The sequence below is a fragment of the Aquirufa antheringensis genome (assembly GCF_004307425.1).
Classification (GTDB): domain Bacteria; phylum Bacteroidota; class Bacteroidia; order Cytophagales; family Spirosomataceae; genus Aquirufa; species Aquirufa antheringensis.
Genome location: NZ_SEWZ01000004.1, coordinates 15,192 through 33,913 on the forward strand (window position 1 = coordinate 15,192; position 18,722 = coordinate 33,913).

Consider the following 18,722-nt stretch of genomic DNA (forward strand, 5'->3'; position numbering starts at 1 on the left):
CTTAAAAATATCTGTTTGAAAATGTGGCATGAGTTCTATAATTAGGACCCATAAAAATGCGGGCATAAATACGGATCACGGCTAATCCATCCAGGATAAAGCTAAGTGAAACGATGCCTGCGAGTAAAAATTGATCTTCGTGAATGTGTGAAAAGATTAAATCCTCTCCTATGAAAGTGGGTGTTATCGGAAATCCGGTAAGCCCTAAACACGCTAATAAAAAGATCAGGGCAATTTTAGGATGGTTTTCAGATAAACCTTGGAAACGATTTAAGGTCATTTTGCCTTCTTGTTGGAATAAACGTTGCAAGCAAAGGTATCCAATAAGCCCAGCTACCATAATTCCACTTAAATAGAGCACTGACTCGAATGAATCAAATTTCTCATTTAATGAAATGGCTAAGGCAATCCAGAAATGGTTCATGATTACCAAAATCCAGCTTAAACGAATACTCCTGCGTTGTGTAAAGGATTTAAATACGAGCACTAAGCCAATTCCTGCAAAAAATACGGGTAGCCAGTGCAAGGCAGTTACATTCATTTGGTTTTCGTTGATCAGGTAATAACTGATGCCAAAAGCCGGTACAAAATAGGCCATCAACCGTTTTCCATTCAAGAAATTCAATTTGTTGCCTGCCCATTTCATTGGATTCCAAAGGTATTGGTACAACATCGAATCTAAATTCCATTCCTTCAAGCAAAGTACGTATAAGGTATTGCGCAATTTTATAGGCAATAAGCGCTCAATCGAACTAGACCGTGGCTCGAAGTGGTAGAATTGTTCTCTGATCAAATAGGAAACCACGGATGGCGAAACCAATAATTGATAAGTTCGTAGGAACGCATTACCCGCGAAATGGAACAAGGCTAATTTTTCAAACCCAAGCGAAACTTCGATGAAGATCAAACCTATTTGCGCAATGGAGGCATAGGCAATCTGACTTTTCACCGATGATTGAACTCGGGCAATTCCCGTAGCCACTAAAGCCGTCAATAGGCCTAATGCTGCTATTAGTATTCGCACAGACGTCTGATTCTCCCAAAAAGGAAACGTTCTTAGCATCAAAAAGACCCCGATATGCACCGAAAGAGAACCATAAAAAATGGCAGAAGACGGTGTAGGACCTTCCATTGCACGTGGTAACCAGGACGAAAAAGGCAATTGAGCTGATTTAGCAGTGGCAGACAGTAAAAACATCAGCGATATAAATACCCCGATGATACTGTGAGTTTGCAAATGCTCGTGAACCAATTCAGCATTATTCAATTGGAAAAACGTGATGTTTTGGCCCCATAAATGATGACTCGCCCACATCGCTAAAATAATGCCCACATCCCCAATCCGGTAAATAGAAAATACTTTCACCGCATTCTTCACCGGCAAATAACGTTCGCGGTAGAATGAAATCAGTAGGAAAGACGAAATTCCTAGAATTTCCCATCCGATGAATAGTGTCTCTAAATTGCCAGAAAGCGTTGTCACACAATAACCCACATAGAAAAAGAGCGTGGTGTTAAAAAAGCGCTTATACCCCGCTTCGCGGTGTAAATAATAGCGAGAATACAAGGTCACCATAAAGGTTAATATGGCTCCCACAAGCAAATAGACTGCTGTTATTTTGTCGAATAGAAAATCAATTTGGAAGACATATTCCTCGTTTTTAAAGAGGATTAGGTCATTGATTTGTATCGTCTTAGCGCCTCTAAAAAGCCAATAAGCGATGAATCCAGTCGCGAGACTTAATTGAATCGCTAAGGTGCTAAAGGCCGTAACAGAAATGAGTGTCTCGTTCTTTTTGGGTAAAATTAAACTCACCAAAAAGCCGAAAATAGGCACCCAGATAAATAAATGGAGGGTTAAATTCATGGTTGGATTAATTTTGATTGAGTAGATACACAGGGAAATTTTCTTGCGATGACGCTAATAATTCATCCAAATTATCAATCTCTTGGATATCCTTTGTTAGCGGTTCATAAGGCTTAAACTCCCCTTTTTCAAATACAAATAACTCTTTCGTTTCTGGATTAATCGACACGAGTTTCACCCAGTCATTGATGAACCATTCATAGGTTTCTTCGGCCTTTTGAATAGTTTTCAATACAATTTCAGGGAAGTGCTCCACGATCAACAACAAACGAACCGGGTCGTGCACTTCGGTCATCTGAGCCGGTAAACCGGGTCTTAAATCACCATCGATTCCATTGGCCACCCCAAAAAGTCCCATCACATTGTGCGGTAACTTCGTTCCTGCGCCTAATTTCTCGCCATCCACTCTAGAGAAGTAATATTCTAAATTGATCCCGCCGCACACAGGCGCAGCCGCTTTCAAAATATTGAATAAATACGTTCCATCGAGATCTACGCGGTAATCAAAGGAGTTCAAGAACGAACGGCGATCTAAGAAAACCCCTTTCGATAATTCTCTTCGACCCACGATGCACAAGGCATTTGTTGCGTGATTTAGTTCTGGACGCGGTTCAAAAATGGAAACGGAACGGGTTCTGATTTTCTCGTGTATGTCGCTTGCTCTCGCAGAGGTGTTGATGGATTCAAAGCGTCTTGAACGTTCTTTGGCATTATTATTTAAAGCCTTTTCAAACAATTTTACGTGTTCCGCGTGCTTGATTTTATAATCTGCATAGGTGATTTGTTCATCGTAGAAAACGACATCATCGCGAGTCGTGTCACGTAAACCTCCCACGAATACCGTTGTTTCCGGAATGTGAATCCCTTTTTCTCTCAGTATCGCTCGAACCTCCGGTTTATTGGCCATTTGGCTGATCACCCGCGCATTAACTGAACCCGCACGTCCAGAGCATGCACCACAATCATAGGCCGCGTAATGTGGATTATTCACCGAACTTGCTCCGTGACCGATCACATAAACGATAGGGGCAAAATTATCCACAAGTCCAATGCTCTTCAATAAGCTTTCGACTCTTACCGCCATTTCTTCGATATGGAAGCCTACTTGAAGCCCATTTTCAATCGCTTGGTAATCCACCCGAATGGTCGAAAATTTATCCACGTGCTTCAATGAAGAGGCAGTCGCAGGACTCATCGACGGTTTGAATAGGTTTACGAAAAGCTTGGCAGCAGACCAAAATCCAAGTGTTTGGCTAAATAACCAACCCGTATAGAAATTATGGCTGTGCTTCGAGAAATGGAGATCAGTTCCTGACTTTTTCTCGCTTCCCTCCTCTTTGATTAAGAAGTTAGGGGTAACTGGAGCGGGACAAAGTTTGGTATAAAATTTACCTCCTACCGGCTGATAGAAAAACTCCACAGAAAAGAATCCCGGGGTTCCATAGGTATCACAGGCTGGATCTAATGCCTCCAAATGACGTCTAAACGAACATTCCCGGTCATCAATGCAAAACATCGCCTGAAAACTTTTCGCATGCGGTTGAATGGAGTCCACCTTTTCCATCTGCAAGCCTTTTAAAACCTGGTCATAATAGGTCCATTCAAAAGCTTCTTGCCAAAGGCTCACAACGTCCAACTTCTCCGAATAAGCAATCGGATCATGCAAGGGGATAATTTTCTCTGTCGCGAAATGGCCAATTGGAGACCAGGATTGGTCTAACTTGTAGTTCAGCGCATCAAACTCTAACAATAATTCAAATAGAATTAAGTCTTCTAACTTAATCAGACGTGTATCCAATAAGGTCTGAGGTAAATCCTCTACGGTAGAAACCATTCCTGACCATCCCTGGTGAGAAAACTGTTGATCGTATAAATACTGCTCATACAGTTCTTCCTTATCCCCCACAACTTTCTTAAGCAAGTCCGTTATACTCAATTCAGGATCCAATAAGAGTTTTTTCGTTTCCTTACGATAGAACATACTCGCAAAACTGGTGCTTTCTAGTGTGCGAATCGCTTCTAAAAAGGATTTGCCGTTTAAAGGGAAATTCCAGATGGAAATACCTTGGTCTAAAAAGCTACCAATGATTCGAAATAAGGTAGGATGTACTAAGGAATCTAAGTCAATTCCGTAGGTACTTTTCCAAATACCCCGTAAAGCTCCCACTCGTCCAGGTTCAACGGTAGGATATTCACCAAAGAGTAATTTACCCTTCCAGGCTTCCGCATTTCCTTTTTTCTGTACTAGAACGCGTTCTAAAACATCATCCGAGATTCGCCCTTCCTGATACATCGAACGAAAGTTCTCTAATGGGAAATAAACCTGATATCCAAGTTTAACATGCGCGGTGGCTAATGCTTCGTGAAACGCTAGGTTTTGGAATGCATGCAAGGTATTGTGGTGCACAAAGTCCATTAATGGAGCTTGTGCTGGCAAAAAGTGCTTCAGTTCATGAATCACCTGATGCTCATCAAATGAGGTTGGCATATTCAAATAAATTAAAATGTAAAAAATACGATAGTATCGTAGGCTTTTTTACAGTCTAATATTTCTGAAAGTCAAGAAAATAGGTGTTTTAAAGAAGGCGAATGCCTTAGTGGGAAAACCTGTTTTTGTTCTAGAAATGGAGAAATCTACAGGTGAAAATAGCGAAGAGACTTTATATAAATTAAAAGGAATAAATAAATTATCGTCCTCATTCTCCGTAGTATCCTCTTCGAATAAAAAATCCATAAAACCATAGTCAGATGACTCGGTTTTATGGATTTGTTGTGATTTTTCTTTTTGAATGGAAGCTTGCACCCCGTCCACTTGTCCTTTCGACGCCATAGACGTCAAAAACAAGAGTGAGATGAACAATAAGTATATTTTGTTTAGCTTCATTAGGTCAAATATACGCTTATTTTAGGGATGATAAGTATTCCACCACATCTCTAATTTCTCTTTTACTCATCAAAGAACCCATTGGAGGCATTCCTGATGGCAAGTTTTCTCTTGATTTAATACGCGTTACAGGAATGCGCAAAGGTTCCGCATCGTTCGTTTTTAATTGCACCAGTTCATCCGTTTCAGAAATAATGGAACCTGAAACTTCTTGTCCATCTGTCAAGACAAAATTCGTAGTACCATAACCTGGAGAAATGCGCGCACTCGGCTCGATCAGAGCCTGTAAAAGTTGCTCTCTCGTTAATCGAGAAGCAACACCCTTTAAATTAGGGCCTACGTTTGTTCCTTCCCCACCTACAATATGACAGCGTACGCATTGGACGGTTGAATTATAATTAAAGATATTACGTCCATCCGCCACAGAACCGCCATACAAGGCTTCTTTGAATTCGTCAGTTAGTGTTCCTTTTACTTTAAGGGCATCTAATTTAGCCACTAATTTCTCTTCATTACTTGCCTCTACAGCCTCCATTAGGTCTAATTTAATCCCAGACGGCAATTGATTATCGACCATTCTTTGAATCAAATCGGCTAAAATGGCAGATGTGTTAGCCGGCTTCATTTTGGCCATACTTTGCAATAGCGATTGCTGCTCGGTAAGCGATCCTTTTTCGAAAATTGGTTTGGTAATAGCGGGTAATTCTGTTGCGCTTAGTTCAATTTTGTTCAAATTGCTTAAGGCGATTCCGCGGACGATTTTGTCCTCATCGCTGATACCTTTTTCTAAGATCGAGCCTAGCTGAGGTGTTTGAAGTTCTGCCAAAGAACTTAATAAAGCTGCCCTTACCTTCGCATTAGGATGATTTTTGAAAAGGTTGATCTCAATCTCCGTGAATGATTTCAATTGTAACTCTGCTACTAATTTAGCCGTTGCGATTAAAACGTCTGGATTTTCTGAAGCGAAGAATCCCGGGATTTTAGGCTGTATACGCGCAATCACATCGGAAGGATTTCTTTCCAAAGCACCTCTGTGGCGTCCATCCACTCGGTCCATCACGGATGGATTTGCCCAGGAACCTAAGGTCGCGATCGCTTCCGCACGCAATGCCTCAGGGATTCCTGTTCTTTCCGAATAGGCAATCAATAGATCAATCTCTTTCGCCGATCCCACACGTAAACATGCATTGATGGCTCTTCGAATGATTACTTCTGACGTGAAACGTGAATCCGCTAAGGTTGCCGCTAAAGCTGGCAAAGCAGCCGGAATAGATTCATCATCGTTAATTGCTCTCGCCGCTTCCGCCACGATGTATTCATCCGAATCTTGTAGGAATCCCGCAATTCCTGGATGAGCTAAACGACGTAACACTAATACCGCCGCAATACGCAACGAACGATTTGGCGAATTTTGCAAAGCTAACATCGGTTCTGCCTGCCCTATTCTGCTAATGGCTAAAACCGCTGCATGACGCAAATACAGATCTTTGTCCGCGTTTGTTTCGATTAATTTCAATAAGGTAGGAATGGCTTTCTCAGAACGAATGCGACCTAAAGCCTGTGCCGCAAAGAAAGAAACACGCGGGTTAGTCGATGCCACTAAAGGGATTAATTGATCAGAAGCAGATGCATCGAAAATATCCCCCAAGGCTTTTGCCGCTTGCGCGACGATTTCCTCGTCTGTATCCGCTAAAAGTGGCTGAATAGCAGTTGCTGCCTTGATTTGGCCTAATCCCCAAATTCCGTGTACGCGAGCTAACTGATTCTCTTTTTGTTGAACGGCTTTAACGAAAATAGCGCTTGCCTTTCTCTCCGCTAATTCATATTGAGCCTTCAAACGAACACGTTGATCTGCGTAGAATAACAAGTCATACAATTGCGTCAAACTTTGTTTCGCATAATCCTGCTGGATATACTGCTTCGTTTGCTCGCGTTCCGCTTTCAAATCATTCTCTTTCTCATCTACATCAATTTTCCAGATGCGACCATAGTTCTTGGTATCCCATCCAAAGATCCAATCAGACGCGTATAATGCTCCCTCAGGACCGAAACGAATGCCGGTAGGCAAAATACCTTTCACCACATCTTCTTCTGATTTGAAGTCAAAAGAAGCCCCTTTGGGCTTTAAGTCAAAGGACCAGATATGGGACATATTCGCGTTACCCACAAACTCCACCAAGAAGAATTTATTCGTCCAGCGCTTTCCTAAAGCCGTTCCTGGGTTCCAAAGCATCCCCGTAGGACCGTTGTGAAAATTGCGAATCGGAGGAATAATATAGGCTGCTTGACCTTCCCAACGAGGAACATACAGTTTCTCATCCATCCAAACCTTGTATTGGTTGTTACGAGGATCCGTATACTTTCCATACTGCCAGTTTGAGCGCCAGCCGGCATCAGAACCTTCCACTACGTGCACTAAACGCTCACTTTCGCCTGGATGATCTCCATCGTTATCGGAACTGATTAAATTACCATAGTTATCAAAAACGAATTCATGCGTGTTACGCAAGCCGCTCGCATAGACTTCGAATTCTGAACCATCTGGATTCGAACGTACGATGACTCCAGAATTGGGATTTTTGTATTGTTTGCCATCTTTGGCCGTAATATTTGCTCCAATATCCCCAATTTGCCAATAGATTTTGCCGTCTGGGCCTTCCGTAACACCTGACATCCCATGTCCACCAAAACCAATGTGAACAGCATATCCCGTCGAAATCGATTCTGGATTCATCCATTGTCCTCCCTTGTGTTTTAATCGCATTAAATCAGGACCAATGGCCACAAAAGCATCTTTCTTCCGCACTAATAAACCTCCCGCTACATCCGTTACTTCTTCGTTAAATCCGTTAAAAACGCGCGTGGATTGATCTGCATAGCCATCCCCATTCAGGTCTTCCACTTTGTAGATTTCTTCTTTTTCCACTTTTAAATCTAACCAATCGTGTGATCCATCGCCATTCATATCTGGTAGCCACGTATTTTTAGCGGAGTTCTCTGGAGCAAATGTGCGGCGTAAAAAGGCACGACGATCCTCGACTGTTTGGAAACCTATAGATTCAGTCATCCAATCGCGGTGACCTCTTATGTCAAATTCAGAGGCCTTATTTCGATTCGTGCTATTGACGAAGATGGCTCCTTTGTCATCCACTGCGATGGCAACGGGATCTTGTAGCAAGGAATCGGATGCCCATAAATCTATTTTGAGTCCAGGAATGAGCTTGATAGGTTGTTTGTCTTTGATGGCTTTCGCATTTTCGGCTACCTTCGTTTGGTCTTCGTAAATAATCTTGTAGGTGTCGTCTTTGCCTTGTTTGCTACAAGAAAAAAGCGCTAAAGCGGAGCAAGAAAGTAGGATGATTCTTTTCATTGGTGTGATTAATTTTCTTCGTCCATTAAGCTGCGGCGTTGTTTGGCAGCCTGTTTAGTTGTTTTAAATCGGTAATTAAAAGTTAAATTTAGGGATGTTAATCGGCCTTGCGATTCTCCTCGGGTGTAAAAACCAGAACCATCTGTAGGTTCTAAGAAACGGGACTCGTATCGATTAATTCGAGAGCTAAATAAATCTAAAATACTCAAACTTAGTGTCCCGTTTCCTTGTAAAATATCTTTAGAAGCAGAGAAATCAGCCCACGCGATATACCCGCGCGTTCCTTGAGGGGTTTGTTGAGGCGCTTCGTAATTTGCTCTCACTTGAAAATCGACCGCACCTAGTTTAATGCGGGAACTATGGCGAACAAACCATGAATACGTATCACTTTTAAAAGCAGCATTGATGTTAGTCGCATCGGTTATTGCTCTGAAAGCATTGATACTTAGATCCGCTTTATAGGCTTTCGTGAACGTGTAAGAACTCGCAATTTCAATTCCCATTGATTGTTGATCACTTAAATTAACGGGTAGTGTTTTGGCAAAACCAGAGGTGTCTACGGATCTGAATCGGTCGATTTTTCCCAAAGTATGGCGGTAATAAAGGGACGAGCTAACACTTCCCTTATCAAAGTACCGTACGTTTCCTAAATCAAATGAATTGGTAAATTCCGGATTCAAATTGGGGTTTCCGGAGAAGAAATTTCGGTTATCTGAGAAGGTGACAAAGGGGCTCAAATCATTGTAAGTAGGCCTTCTAACGCGTCTGGAATAACTTAATTGAAAAGAATTGTCCGGAGTAATAGTATAGGTAAAATGGGCACTAGGAAACAAATTTGCATAATTTCGAGGGTTCTTCTCCCCTGTTTGCTCCAATTCAGTTTGGATATCGGTGGTCTCAGCTCTTAACCCGAATTGATAGGAGAATTGCTTCATTTTATTGCCAAAAATGACATAAGCCGCAGAGATATTTTCTTTGTAATTAAACACGTTTCTTAAACCGGGGATGATGGTAAAAATGCCGGACGGCTGTTGTTCGGTCACAATATAATCGTTGATCATATTTCTGAAACTAGTCCGAACACCCATTTCAATTTTAGCGTCTTTACCGATTGGATTAACATAATCAGCTTGTAGAATCCATTGGCGTTCGAATTCGTCGTTTAAGGCCTTTTGTACCTTAGAAAGTTCAGGAAAAACGGATCCATCGGCTTTCTTTCCGTTTTGGGTGTAGGTCTGATCCGATCGCTCCCAATAATCTAAGTAGCGCAAATCGGCACTAAATTCTTTGCCTTTTTTCGCAAAACTTTTCTTGAAAGTAAGGGCATATTCCCCATTCGGTTCCGCTTCTTTTTCATCCTGTTGGCGGTAGGTATCACTGTACAAATTGAAGACATTACCTCGGTAATCCAGGTAATTAAAGTCGGTAATGCGCTGTACATCTGTACGTCTGAAGATGTAGGAAGCCGTTAAAATGGTTTTATCATTGAAGAAATAATCGGCTCCTCCTCTTACGTTATTTACGAGGCCGGTAACATTGTTTTGAGAACGTTGCTCTAAAATATTGGTCTGCTTACCTGTATAAACTTCTTGGTAAATACTTCCTCTGCCGGGCGTTCTGCGGTAGAAAACGCCATAGTTAATAAAGAAGTTGAATTTGTTTTTTCGGTAATTGACGATGGCTGTTCCTCCAAAATTCTCCGGATACCCCGTCGTCGTTTCTATGGCGCCGTTGAAACCTTGGTTTTGGTTTTTTTTCAGCACGATATTGATGATTCCAGCCATTCCCTCCGCCTCATATCGCGCGGATGGATTTGTGATGATCTCCACTTTATCGATGAGGTTACCTTGCAAGGATTGTAATCCAGAAGATCCATTGATTCCAGCTAAAGTAGAGGGTTTTCCATCAATCAAAATACGGACATTATCACTTCCACGTAGCTTAATCGCCCCTTCTGGATCTACTTGAATGGAAGGTAAGTTACCTAAAATTTCGGATGCCGTGGCTCCCTTATTCGCTAAATCTGTACCCACATTAAAGATGCGTTTATCGAGGTTGAGTTCCATGGAGGCTTTTTGGCCCTTCACTACCACTTCATTCAACGTCTGATTACTTTCTTTTACTGTGATTATACCGAGGTTTGTAGAAGAAGCAAAAGATTGATTTGTCATCTTTAAAGCCTCATATCCAATGCTTTCAACTAAAAGATCATACACCCCAGGCGCGACTTCCATCGTGAATTTTCCCTTTTCATTCCCGATCGTTCCGGTCACTAGTGAAGTACCTTTAAAAAGACGAATGCTGGAGAAAGGGACATTCACTTCCCCTTGAATCTTGATTTTAGACTGTGCAAAAAGGCTGGAAACGCACAATAAGAGTAGTATCGGAAGAAGCCGAACGATTTTCATAGGAGAGGTTTAGAATATTCTTGTAAGATAGAAAGACAATTTTACATTGTTTATACCCTCCTGACCCGATTTTTTTCTATTTTTATATCTCATCAAAAAGCTATGAAAAAAATATTTCCCCTTGTTCTATTATTCATTTCTTCGATATCGCTGGCAAATCCGTACACGGATCAATCTAAACGCGTAACAATCCACCGAGACGAATGGGGTATTCCTCATATTTATGGTAAAACGGATGCTGACGCTGTTTTTGGATTGATGTATGCCCAGTGCGAGGATGATTTCGCCCGAGTGGAGATGAATTACATCGAGAAATTAGGACGAATGTCTGAAGTAAAAGGGGAAAAGGAATTAGCGTATGATCTCTACATCAAGCTTTTAATAGATGAGTCGGAAGCCAAAGCAGAATACAAAACCTCCCCTGTATGGCTTAAAAAACTTTTGAACGCGTACGCCGACGGAATCAATTATTATTTACAAAAGCATCCGGAAGTAAAACCTAAATTATTAACCCATTTTGAGCCTTGGTATCCCCTATTATGGACCGATGGATCCATTGGAGCCATTTCTACGGGAGATGTGACTGAACAAGAAACAGCCTTGTTTTATGGTTTACCAGCTCAAGTCGCTAGTGTGAAATACCAAACTCCAGACGAAAAATTAACGGGTTCGAATGGCTTCGCAGTAGGCCCTTCCCTCTCTAAATCCGGTCATTCTTTACTTTATATTAATCCGCACGTGACCTTTTATTTTCGTCCCGAAGTACACGTAGAAAGTGAAGAAGGTTTATCGGTGTATGGAGCGGTGACTTGGGGGCAATTCTTTGTCTATCAAGGATTTAATCCGTACAATGGTTGGATGCATACCTCCTCTGAAGTCGATGTGGCGGATGCCTATGTAGAGACAACACGCTCGCGGAACGGACAGATGGAATACCTTTTAGATGGCAAATGGATTCCTTTTCAAACGAAAATAATCACTTTAGGATCACGTAAAATCAAGGCCTATTTTAACCACCGAGGTCCCGTTTTAGCGGCAAGAAATGGCAAATGGATCTCGGTTCGCTCCTATAACAGAGCTCGCAAGAGTTTAATGCAAAGCTGGCTTCGCACAAAAACGAAAGGTTTGGAAGATTATAAACGAGTGATGGACATGAGGGCGAATACCTCGAATAATACGGTTTATGCTGATAATAAAGGTAATATCGCTTACTGGCACGGGAATTACGTTCCGCGTAGAGACGCTACTAAGGACTGGGGCGTGCCTCAGGATGGCTCTTCTAGCCAAATCGATTGGAAAGGACTTCATTCTGTTGACGAAATCGTTCACGTATACAATCCTACCTCTGGATGGATTCAAAATTGCAATTCAACGCCTTTCACCGTTTCAGGAACTTCGAGTCCGCTTCGCACTAATTATCCCGTTTATATGGCGCCAGATGGGGAAAATTTCCGTGATCGAAATGCGGTACGTTTATTCTCTCAGACGGGTAAATTGGATTTGCAGGGTCTGATTGGATTAGGTTACGATCGACGTTTGATGGCTTTCGAAACTTTATTGCCAGCACTTGTAAATGCGGCAAGTCAAGAATCGGATTTGGGAGAGGTGGTTGAGGAATTGAAAAAATGGGATTATACTGCTTCGACGAGTTCAATCGCCCAAACCATCGCCATTCTATGGGGGCTAAAAATAATGCCTAAAATTCCTAAGCCCAAGCAATTTGGAGGAGAAACGGAGGTTGTTCAGAATATGGAAAGCTATGCGAGAACCGGTTCGAAGTTAGCAATGGTTCAGGCATTAAGAGAAGTTTTGGCGGAGTTGAAGAGGGATTTTGGCACTTGGCGCGTTGCTTGGGGAGATCTGAATCGTTTTCAACGCGTTTCAAATGGTGATGCCCTACAAATGGATGATTCGAAAGCGAGTATTCCCGTACCCTTTACCTCTTCCGCTTGGGGCCAACTACCCTCTTATACGAGTCGATCGATTCAAGGTTCGAAAAAATGGTATGGGGTGAATGGCAATAGTTTTATTGCGGCGGTAGAATTTGGCCCTAAAATAAAGGCCTATTCCCTGTTAGCAGGTGGTCAAAATGGTGATCCGACTTCCCCGCATTTCTTCGATCAAGGTCAAATGTATGCCGAAGGAAAATTTAAGGCTATTTATTTTTATAAAAGTGATGTCTTGAAGCATGCGGTTGCTTCCTATCATCCTTAAAAAAGGGTATATTTATATCAAATTTCAGTCAAATGCCTAATCAAATACAAGCCGGATTCGAGTTTGAAGCCATTTTTCAAGAGGCGGCTATCGGGATTATTGTGACGAATTCGCGATTTGAAATGATTCTTTCTAATCGTTTTGCAGATAAACTTTTTGGTTACGAATCGTCTGAGTTAATAGGAGAAAACATATCCTTGTTAATTCCTAATCATTTGAAAGAGCGTCACCATGGTCATTTGGAAAATTTAGGACATGAAAAACCCATTTCTCGTCCCATGGGAATAGGTCTTGACTTAAAAGCGAAAAGAAAGGACGGTTCCTTATTCCCCATCGAAATCTCCTTAAGTCACTTTAAAGCGAGCGATAGCATGCATTATATCGCCTTCGTAAGTGATGTGACTTTAAAGCGAAAAGTGGAGATGGAATTGATTTTAAAGAATCAGCAGATTAACCAATTAAACGAAACCTTAGAGCAAGAAGTGGCAGCTAGAACACAAGCTCTTCAAAATACCTTGGACAAATTAGAGGTGAATGCGAAAGAATTGGAAATCTCTTTAGAGAAGGAGAAAGTCTTAGGGGATTTGAAAACACGCTTTGTCTCAATGGCGTCTCATGAATTTAGAACGCCATTAACCTCCATTTTGGGGTCTGCTACGTTGATTGAAAAATATACAAAGGAAGAAGATCAGCCTAAAAGGGAACAGCATATTAATCGGATTAAGTCATCTGTTAGTCATTTAACGGAGATATTAGAAGAGTTTTTGTCTGTCGGAAAACTGGAGGATGGAAAATTAGAAATTCATCCCTCTGAATTTAGTGTGAGACACTTTTTACTAGATATTATATCTGATTTTAGTACTTATCAGCAAGCTATTCGCTTGGAATTAGAGGGAGATTACACTTGCGTGCAAGATGCTTCGATTCTGCGAAAAGTCATTTTCAATGGACTTTCGAATGCACTAAAATTTTCACAGAAAGAGGTGGTGCTACGTGTCATTCCACAAGAGAAATCGGTTACCTTAGCCATTATTGATCAAGGTATTGGTATTAGTGAGGAGGACCAAAAGCATTTATTCGAACGTTTCTTCAGAGGTGGAAATGCGACCGTTATTCAAGGAACGGGATTAGGATTGCACTTGGTAGATCGTTATATGCGTTTATTAGGTGGCAAAGTAGAAATTAAAAGTGAATTAAATAAAGGGACTGAACTACGAATTCAGTTACCTCTGAATTAACAGGATGAGCAAGCGCATACTAATTATTGAGGATAGTGTGGATATTCGAGAGAACACCGCAGAGCTATTGGAATTATCTGGATTCACAGTCGAAACGGCTTCGGATGGTTTGGAAGGTGTGCGTTTAGCGCGTTCTTGGAATCCTGATTTAGTGATTTGTGATATCATGATGCCTAATTTAGATGGATTTGGCGTTTTGCAGGTTTTCTCCAGTCAGACAGAATTATCGTCCATTCCTTTCATATTTCTAACGGCTAAAACCGATCGTGCCGATATGCGCAAGGGGATGGAAATGGGTGCGGATGATTATTTGACGAAACCCTTCCAAGAAGTGGAATTATTAAAAGCCATTGAGGCTCGTTTGAAAAAATCAAAAACGCAGACACCGGTTTTAGAATCGGTTTCGGATTTGAAAGCAGTGCACGAAGCTTTGGCATTTTTAGATTTAACTACTTGGACTGGTGAGAAGAAGACGCAAACGCATGCAAAAAAGCAAGTCATTTATGCGGAAGGCGATCATCCGATTCGGTTGTATTATTTGGCCAAAGGAAAAGTGAAAACCTACCACACCAATAAAGATGGCAAGTATTTCATTACTTCTTTTATACAAGAAGGGGAATTTTTCGGCTTTGTTGACATCTTAGAAAACCAGGCCTACCGCGAAAGTGCGGAAGCCTTGGAAGAATCTCAAATTATTAGTGTATCCGCTGTCGATTTCCAGCAAAGACTAAAAGAAAATATTCATTTGGAAGTCTTCTTTAGAAAAGCCTTAACCAGCTATTTGTTAAAGAATGAAAAGTTACTAGTTGAAATGGCTTATCAAAGTCTGCGTATGCGCGTTGCTATGGTCTTAGTCGAATTAGCAGAAACTTATGGCTCGAATACCTCGGAACCTTTAATCATCAAGCTTTCCAGAGAGGATCTAGCCTCTCGCGTAGGAACAGCCACCGAATCCGTCATTCGTACCTTGAGTGACTTTAAGAAAGAGGGGTACTTGGATGTGAAAGGAGGCGAAATGACTTTGAAAAACATCGCGGGTCTCGCAAAACTTAAATACTAAAGGGGTGACAGATGATAGGACTCAAAGTCGAGTGAGCTAAATAGTCTGAATAAGCCATCCCGATTCCCCAAGCTCCTCTAAATAAAAGAATTCCAGCGACTAACCAGCCCAAGTATTGGAAAATCAGCTGTTTCTTTAATTTAGCTGTACCCCAAATGTATAGCTGTAAGGCTGGCAATGTCGCAATGCCTAAGGAAACCATAGACATGGATCCTAAGATAGGTTGAGGTTGAATTAAGGCCACACTTAACCCTGCCACCACGAGTCCGCAAGGCAATAAACCATTGGCCATTCCTAAAAAAAAATAGCCAAAGGGCCCCATGGTTGCCCCTATTTTTTGTAATTTTTTCCCAATGGATTGATGTAAAAAAGCGAGCGGCCCCTCTCCTATGTTTTGGCTAAGAATGAGTACAATGAATACCCCGGCTATCAGATAATAATAGGACCAGAGCGATGGAAATAACCAAATAGAGCCAATTCCTGCCACGAAATAACCTAAGATTCCATACATCACTATTCTCCCCAAAGGATACAAAAATAGTCTCGCTGGCGAATGTCCTCGCGCATTGATTTGGGAGACGATGGGTCCGCACATGGCAAAGCAATGCCAGCTTCCGGCTAGTCCGATCAGAAAGGTATAATACCAGGTATACATTAGGGAACTTGAATGCGCTTCTCTTCGATGTAGCTTTTGCCGTCCTTCTTCCAGCTTAAGCTCACATTCCAGGGGCCTTTTACTAAAAAGGGCGTTGTGATGAAGGCTAGTCCGGCCGAATCAGCCGAAACGCGGAGTGTTTTATCTTGACTTGCATTAGATGGACGATAAAAAACTAAAATGCCTGTAGCTACTGAATTCGGAAACTGAATTTTGGCTTGTTGAAAATCTGATGAAAACTCCAAGCTGGCCTTAGCCTTTAAAGCCTCCGTTTGCTCTCGCTCATTGATTTTTTGCTGAAATGCCTGACCATCTGCATAATAGTTTTTACCTACTAATTCGATATTTTCTTTCGACATATTCACATAGAAATAAGCCATAAAAGCCCCAAAAAGTATAAAGGTGACAATAATGCCATGACCCCAATTAAATGAAAATTTAGTCATTTTGATTTTTATTCAGGTTGTATAAAACTTGTCTTTATGGTTTCTTCATCACCCCCTTTTTCAATTATGGTAACAGGAACCTTCTCTCTACTTTTCCATTTGCCTATTTTTACCCGAAGGAAAAATTCACTTTTAGCTAATTTACCAGCTTCAATTTGTAGTAGGGGTTTTCCTACCCATACTATGTTAAATGCGTCCGGAGCCTTGACAGAGAACTCCTGTTTATCCATCGATTTATTTAATAATTTGATTTGGTACAAATTACTTACCTCTTGGGTTTTTTCATCGACCTGGAAAATCATTCCTGGTGTGCGCAGCAGTGTCGTTTCAAAATGAGTGCGTGTCACCAACATATACGTTAAACCCGCGACAATTAATGCCAAAACCGTGCTATAAGCACCGATACGCCAGGTGAATTTCAGTTTTTGTCCAGAATTTACTCCGTTCAACGAATCATAGCGAATTAATCCGGTAGGCTGATGGGTTTTCTCCATGACCATATCACACGCATCAATACAAGCTGTGCAACCAATACATTCTAATTGGTTACTTCCATTTCTAATATCAATCCCGGTAGGACAAACACGCACGCACCAATGGCAATCAATACACGCTCCTTTATCTTCTCCTTTTCCGCGCGGTTCTCCCCTCTTATGATCATATTGAACCAGAATGGAATTATTATCTAATAATACGCCTTGCAGACGGCCATAAGGACAAATGACCATACACACCATCTCTCTGAATCGAGCAAAAACAAAGTAAAATACCGCTGTGAAAATAAGAATGGCGATTAAGCCTACTACGTGATCTAAAGGTGGCTCTGTCACTAATTTTAACCATTCTTTTTTGCTGATGAGGTACATTAAGAAGGTATTCGCAATGGCAAAAGATAACAACACGAATAAGCTATGCTTTGTGCCTCTTTTTACCATTTTTTCGGTGTTCCAAGGGGATTCTGCCAGTTTTCTTTGGGCCTTATCATCTCCTTCTATCCAGTATTCAATTTTCCTGAATAGCATTTCCATGAAAATGGTTTGAGGGCATGCCCAACCGCACCAAATGCGACCAAAGAGTACGGTAAATAGACTCACAAATAAGAGAAATGCCACTAATCCTAAAGCGACTAAATGAAAATCTTGCGGAAAAAAGGGAACACCCCAAAAGATAAATTTCCGTTCTAAGACGTTAAAGAGAAAAATGGGATTCCCCTTATACTCGAGCCAAGGTAAGCCGAACAAAAGTGTTAATAACAAGTAGGAGAAATACGTTCTTAATCGATAAAATTGACCGATAATGCGACCCGGAAAGATCCAAAGTCGTTTACCGTCCTTTGTCTGGTTGTACAGATGGTCCCGGTAATCATCATTATCTAAATTGAATTGTGACATAAAAAAAGAGGGTCCGTTGCCGGACCCCTTTTACATTAAAATGGAGATTTTTCTCGGCAGGTACTTATTCCAAAGGGTTTATACAATAAACACACTCTGACAATTCCCGTTAGGGCAATGATAGCAGCTACAATGTATACTGTTAAAGCAAGATTGGCTGGAATGATTCGAGCATAGGCCAGAATCGATAAGCTCACGGCGATCGCTAATCGAAAAATGCGATCCATTTTACCTACGTTTTTTTTCATAATTTAAGGTGTTTTAGTTTCTGTTCCTTGTGGTTCTTTTGCTCCAGGAGGATTCGTCCCTTGAAGCGTTAGAATGTAAGACGCAACTTTCTGAATTTGTAAGGGATTTAATGTTTTATTCCAGGCTATCATTCCTTTCTCAGGAATACCGTGGGTAATCGTTTTAAATAAACCCTTTACATCTCCACCGTGAATCCAAAACTTATCCGTTAAGTTAGGTCCCACGCCCCCTTGCCCCTTATCACCATGACAAGCTACGCAATTTGTGGAATAAATTTGTGATCCTTCTGTTAAATCTTTAGCCTCTTTTACCACCGTGACATTATCTTCATTCACCGAGTTTGCGAACTTCTTCAGGTATTCCTCTCTTGCTTTTTCCGCAATGGTAACTTCGTTTTTGTACTCCGTTTCTTGAATATTTCCATCTAAATAGACATGGTAATACAAGCCATAAATGACAGCAAAAAGGATTGATAAATAGAATAAATACATGAACCAGGGCGGTGTAGGATTGTCTAATTCTGCGATATCATCGTATTTGTGTTCCATTAGAAGCTCTTTTTCTTTTTCCAATGGTTTCAAACCTGAGAATCCCTCCCACCAGGATTGCTTTTCAGCGGGTTCCGGTGCTGCCTGTTCAGCCCATTTTTTTAGGGCCACGTGCAATTGTAACGTTACGATTAAAATAACAACCCCAGTCACTAGGATCATACTGACTAACCAAATTTCAATAACAGAAACTGACATAATTTTAAGATTTTGAGTTCTCAGATAAGGTATTTCCATCGTTAAAGGGCATATGCTCCATTTCAACGAGGTGCTTTTTGTCCATCCAAATCAAGTAGATGCCTACTAGAACAAAGAAGGTAAAAAAAGTGAGTAGCGAGAAAATCATATAATTATCTGCTCCTGGAATGTTAGCTATAAACTGTTTAAACATA

Annotated in this window: 14 protein-coding genes; 3 read left to right on the plus strand and 11 right to left on the minus strand. The window is 41.2% G+C overall.

Features of this window, described 5'->3' with window-relative positions; translation table 11 throughout:
- Position 1: 1 nt before the first annotated feature.
- The 5 genes from EWU21_RS08655 to EWU21_RS08675 are packed head-to-tail and all read right to left on the minus strand — an operon-like array spanning position 2 to position 10,529.
- Entirely contained in the window at positions 2–1,867 is a 1,866-nt protein-coding gene (locus EWU21_RS08655) for a proton-conducting transporter transmembrane domain-containing protein (RefSeq protein WP_130896554.1), read from the minus strand.
- Between the two features lie 7 nt (positions 1,868–1,874).
- A complete protein-coding gene (locus tag EWU21_RS08660; protein WP_130896556.1) occupies positions 1,875–4,355 on the minus strand; it encodes a YbcC family protein in 2,481 nt (826 codons plus the stop codon).
- Positions 4,356–4,403: 48 nt separating this feature from the next.
- A complete protein-coding gene (locus tag EWU21_RS08665; protein WP_130896558.1) occupies positions 4,404–4,751 on the minus strand; it encodes a hypothetical protein in 348 nt (115 codons plus the stop codon).
- A 16-nt stretch (positions 4,752–4,767) separates the two neighbouring features.
- The gene (locus EWU21_RS08670; RefSeq protein ID WP_130896560.1) at positions 4,768–8,121 is read right to left on the minus strand and encodes a HEAT repeat domain-containing protein; all 3,354 of its coding nucleotides are present in this window, start codon (positions 8,119–8,121) and stop codon (positions 4,768–4,770) included.
- 8 nt (positions 8,122–8,129) lie between these two features.
- A complete protein-coding gene (locus EWU21_RS08675; protein ID WP_130896562.1) occupies positions 8,130–10,529 on the minus strand; it encodes a TonB-dependent receptor family protein in 2,400 nt (799 codons plus the stop codon).
- 102 nt (positions 10,530–10,631) lie between these two features.
- On the opposite strand from EWU21_RS08675, the gene EWU21_RS08680 reads away from it, so the two are divergent.
- From EWU21_RS08680 to EWU21_RS08690, 3 genes are read left to right on the plus strand one after another with little or no spacing between them, the layout of a single operon-like run.
- Positions 10,632–12,743 (plus strand): penicillin acylase family protein, encoded by a 2,112-nt coding sequence (locus EWU21_RS08680; protein WP_130896564.1) that lies wholly within the window; start codon positions 10,632–10,634, stop codon positions 12,741–12,743.
- Positions 12,744–12,775: 32 nt separating this feature from the next.
- Entirely contained in the window at positions 12,776–13,981 is a 1,206-nt protein-coding gene (locus tag EWU21_RS08685; RefSeq protein WP_130896566.1) for a PAS domain-containing sensor histidine kinase, read from the plus strand.
- Positions 13,982–13,985: 4 nt separating this feature from the next.
- Positions 13,986–15,041 carry a response regulator gene (locus EWU21_RS08690; protein WP_130896568.1) on the plus strand — a complete coding sequence of 352 codons (1,056 nt, stop codon included), beginning with the start codon at positions 13,986–13,988 and terminating at the stop codon, positions 15,039–15,041.
- On the opposite strand, the gene EWU21_RS08695 is transcribed toward EWU21_RS08690, so the two are convergent.
- Genes EWU21_RS08695 through EWU21_RS08720 form a run of 6 tightly spaced genes read right to left on the minus strand, consistent with a single transcriptional unit; the run spans position 15,031 to position 18,721 of the window.
- A complete protein-coding gene (locus EWU21_RS08695) occupies positions 15,031–15,696 on the minus strand; it encodes a sulfite exporter TauE/SafE family protein (protein ID WP_130896570.1) in 666 nt (221 codons plus the stop codon). The two genes, EWU21_RS08690 and EWU21_RS08695, sit on opposite strands and share 11 nt — an antisense overlap.
- A complete protein-coding gene (locus EWU21_RS08700) occupies positions 15,696–16,142 on the minus strand; it encodes a FixH family protein (protein ID WP_130896572.1) in 447 nt (148 codons plus the stop codon). The genes EWU21_RS08695 and EWU21_RS08700 overlap by 1 nt, the downstream gene beginning before the upstream one ends.
- 8 nt (positions 16,143–16,150) lie before the next feature.
- Positions 16,151–17,533 carry a cytochrome c oxidase accessory protein CcoG gene (gene ccoG, locus EWU21_RS08705; protein WP_130896574.1) on the minus strand — a complete coding sequence of 461 codons (1,383 nt, stop codon included), beginning with the start codon at positions 17,531–17,533 and terminating at the stop codon, positions 16,151–16,153.
- Between the two features lie 35 nt (positions 17,534–17,568).
- A complete protein-coding gene (locus EWU21_RS08710) occupies positions 17,569–17,781 on the minus strand; it encodes a YgaP family membrane protein (protein WP_130896576.1) in 213 nt (70 codons plus the stop codon).
- 3 nt (positions 17,782–17,784) lie between these two features.
- Complete coding sequence (locus EWU21_RS08715) at positions 17,785–18,528, minus strand: cbb3-type cytochrome c oxidase N-terminal domain-containing protein (RefSeq protein ID WP_130896577.1); 744 nt, start codon at positions 18,526–18,528, stop codon at positions 17,785–17,787.
- A gap of 4 nt (positions 18,529–18,532) precedes the next feature.
- On the minus strand, positions 18,533–18,721 hold the full coding sequence (locus tag EWU21_RS08720; RefSeq protein ID WP_130896578.1) for a hypothetical protein: 189 nt from the start codon (positions 18,719–18,721) through the stop codon (positions 18,533–18,535).
- Between the last annotated feature and the right edge of the window lies 1 nt (position 18,722).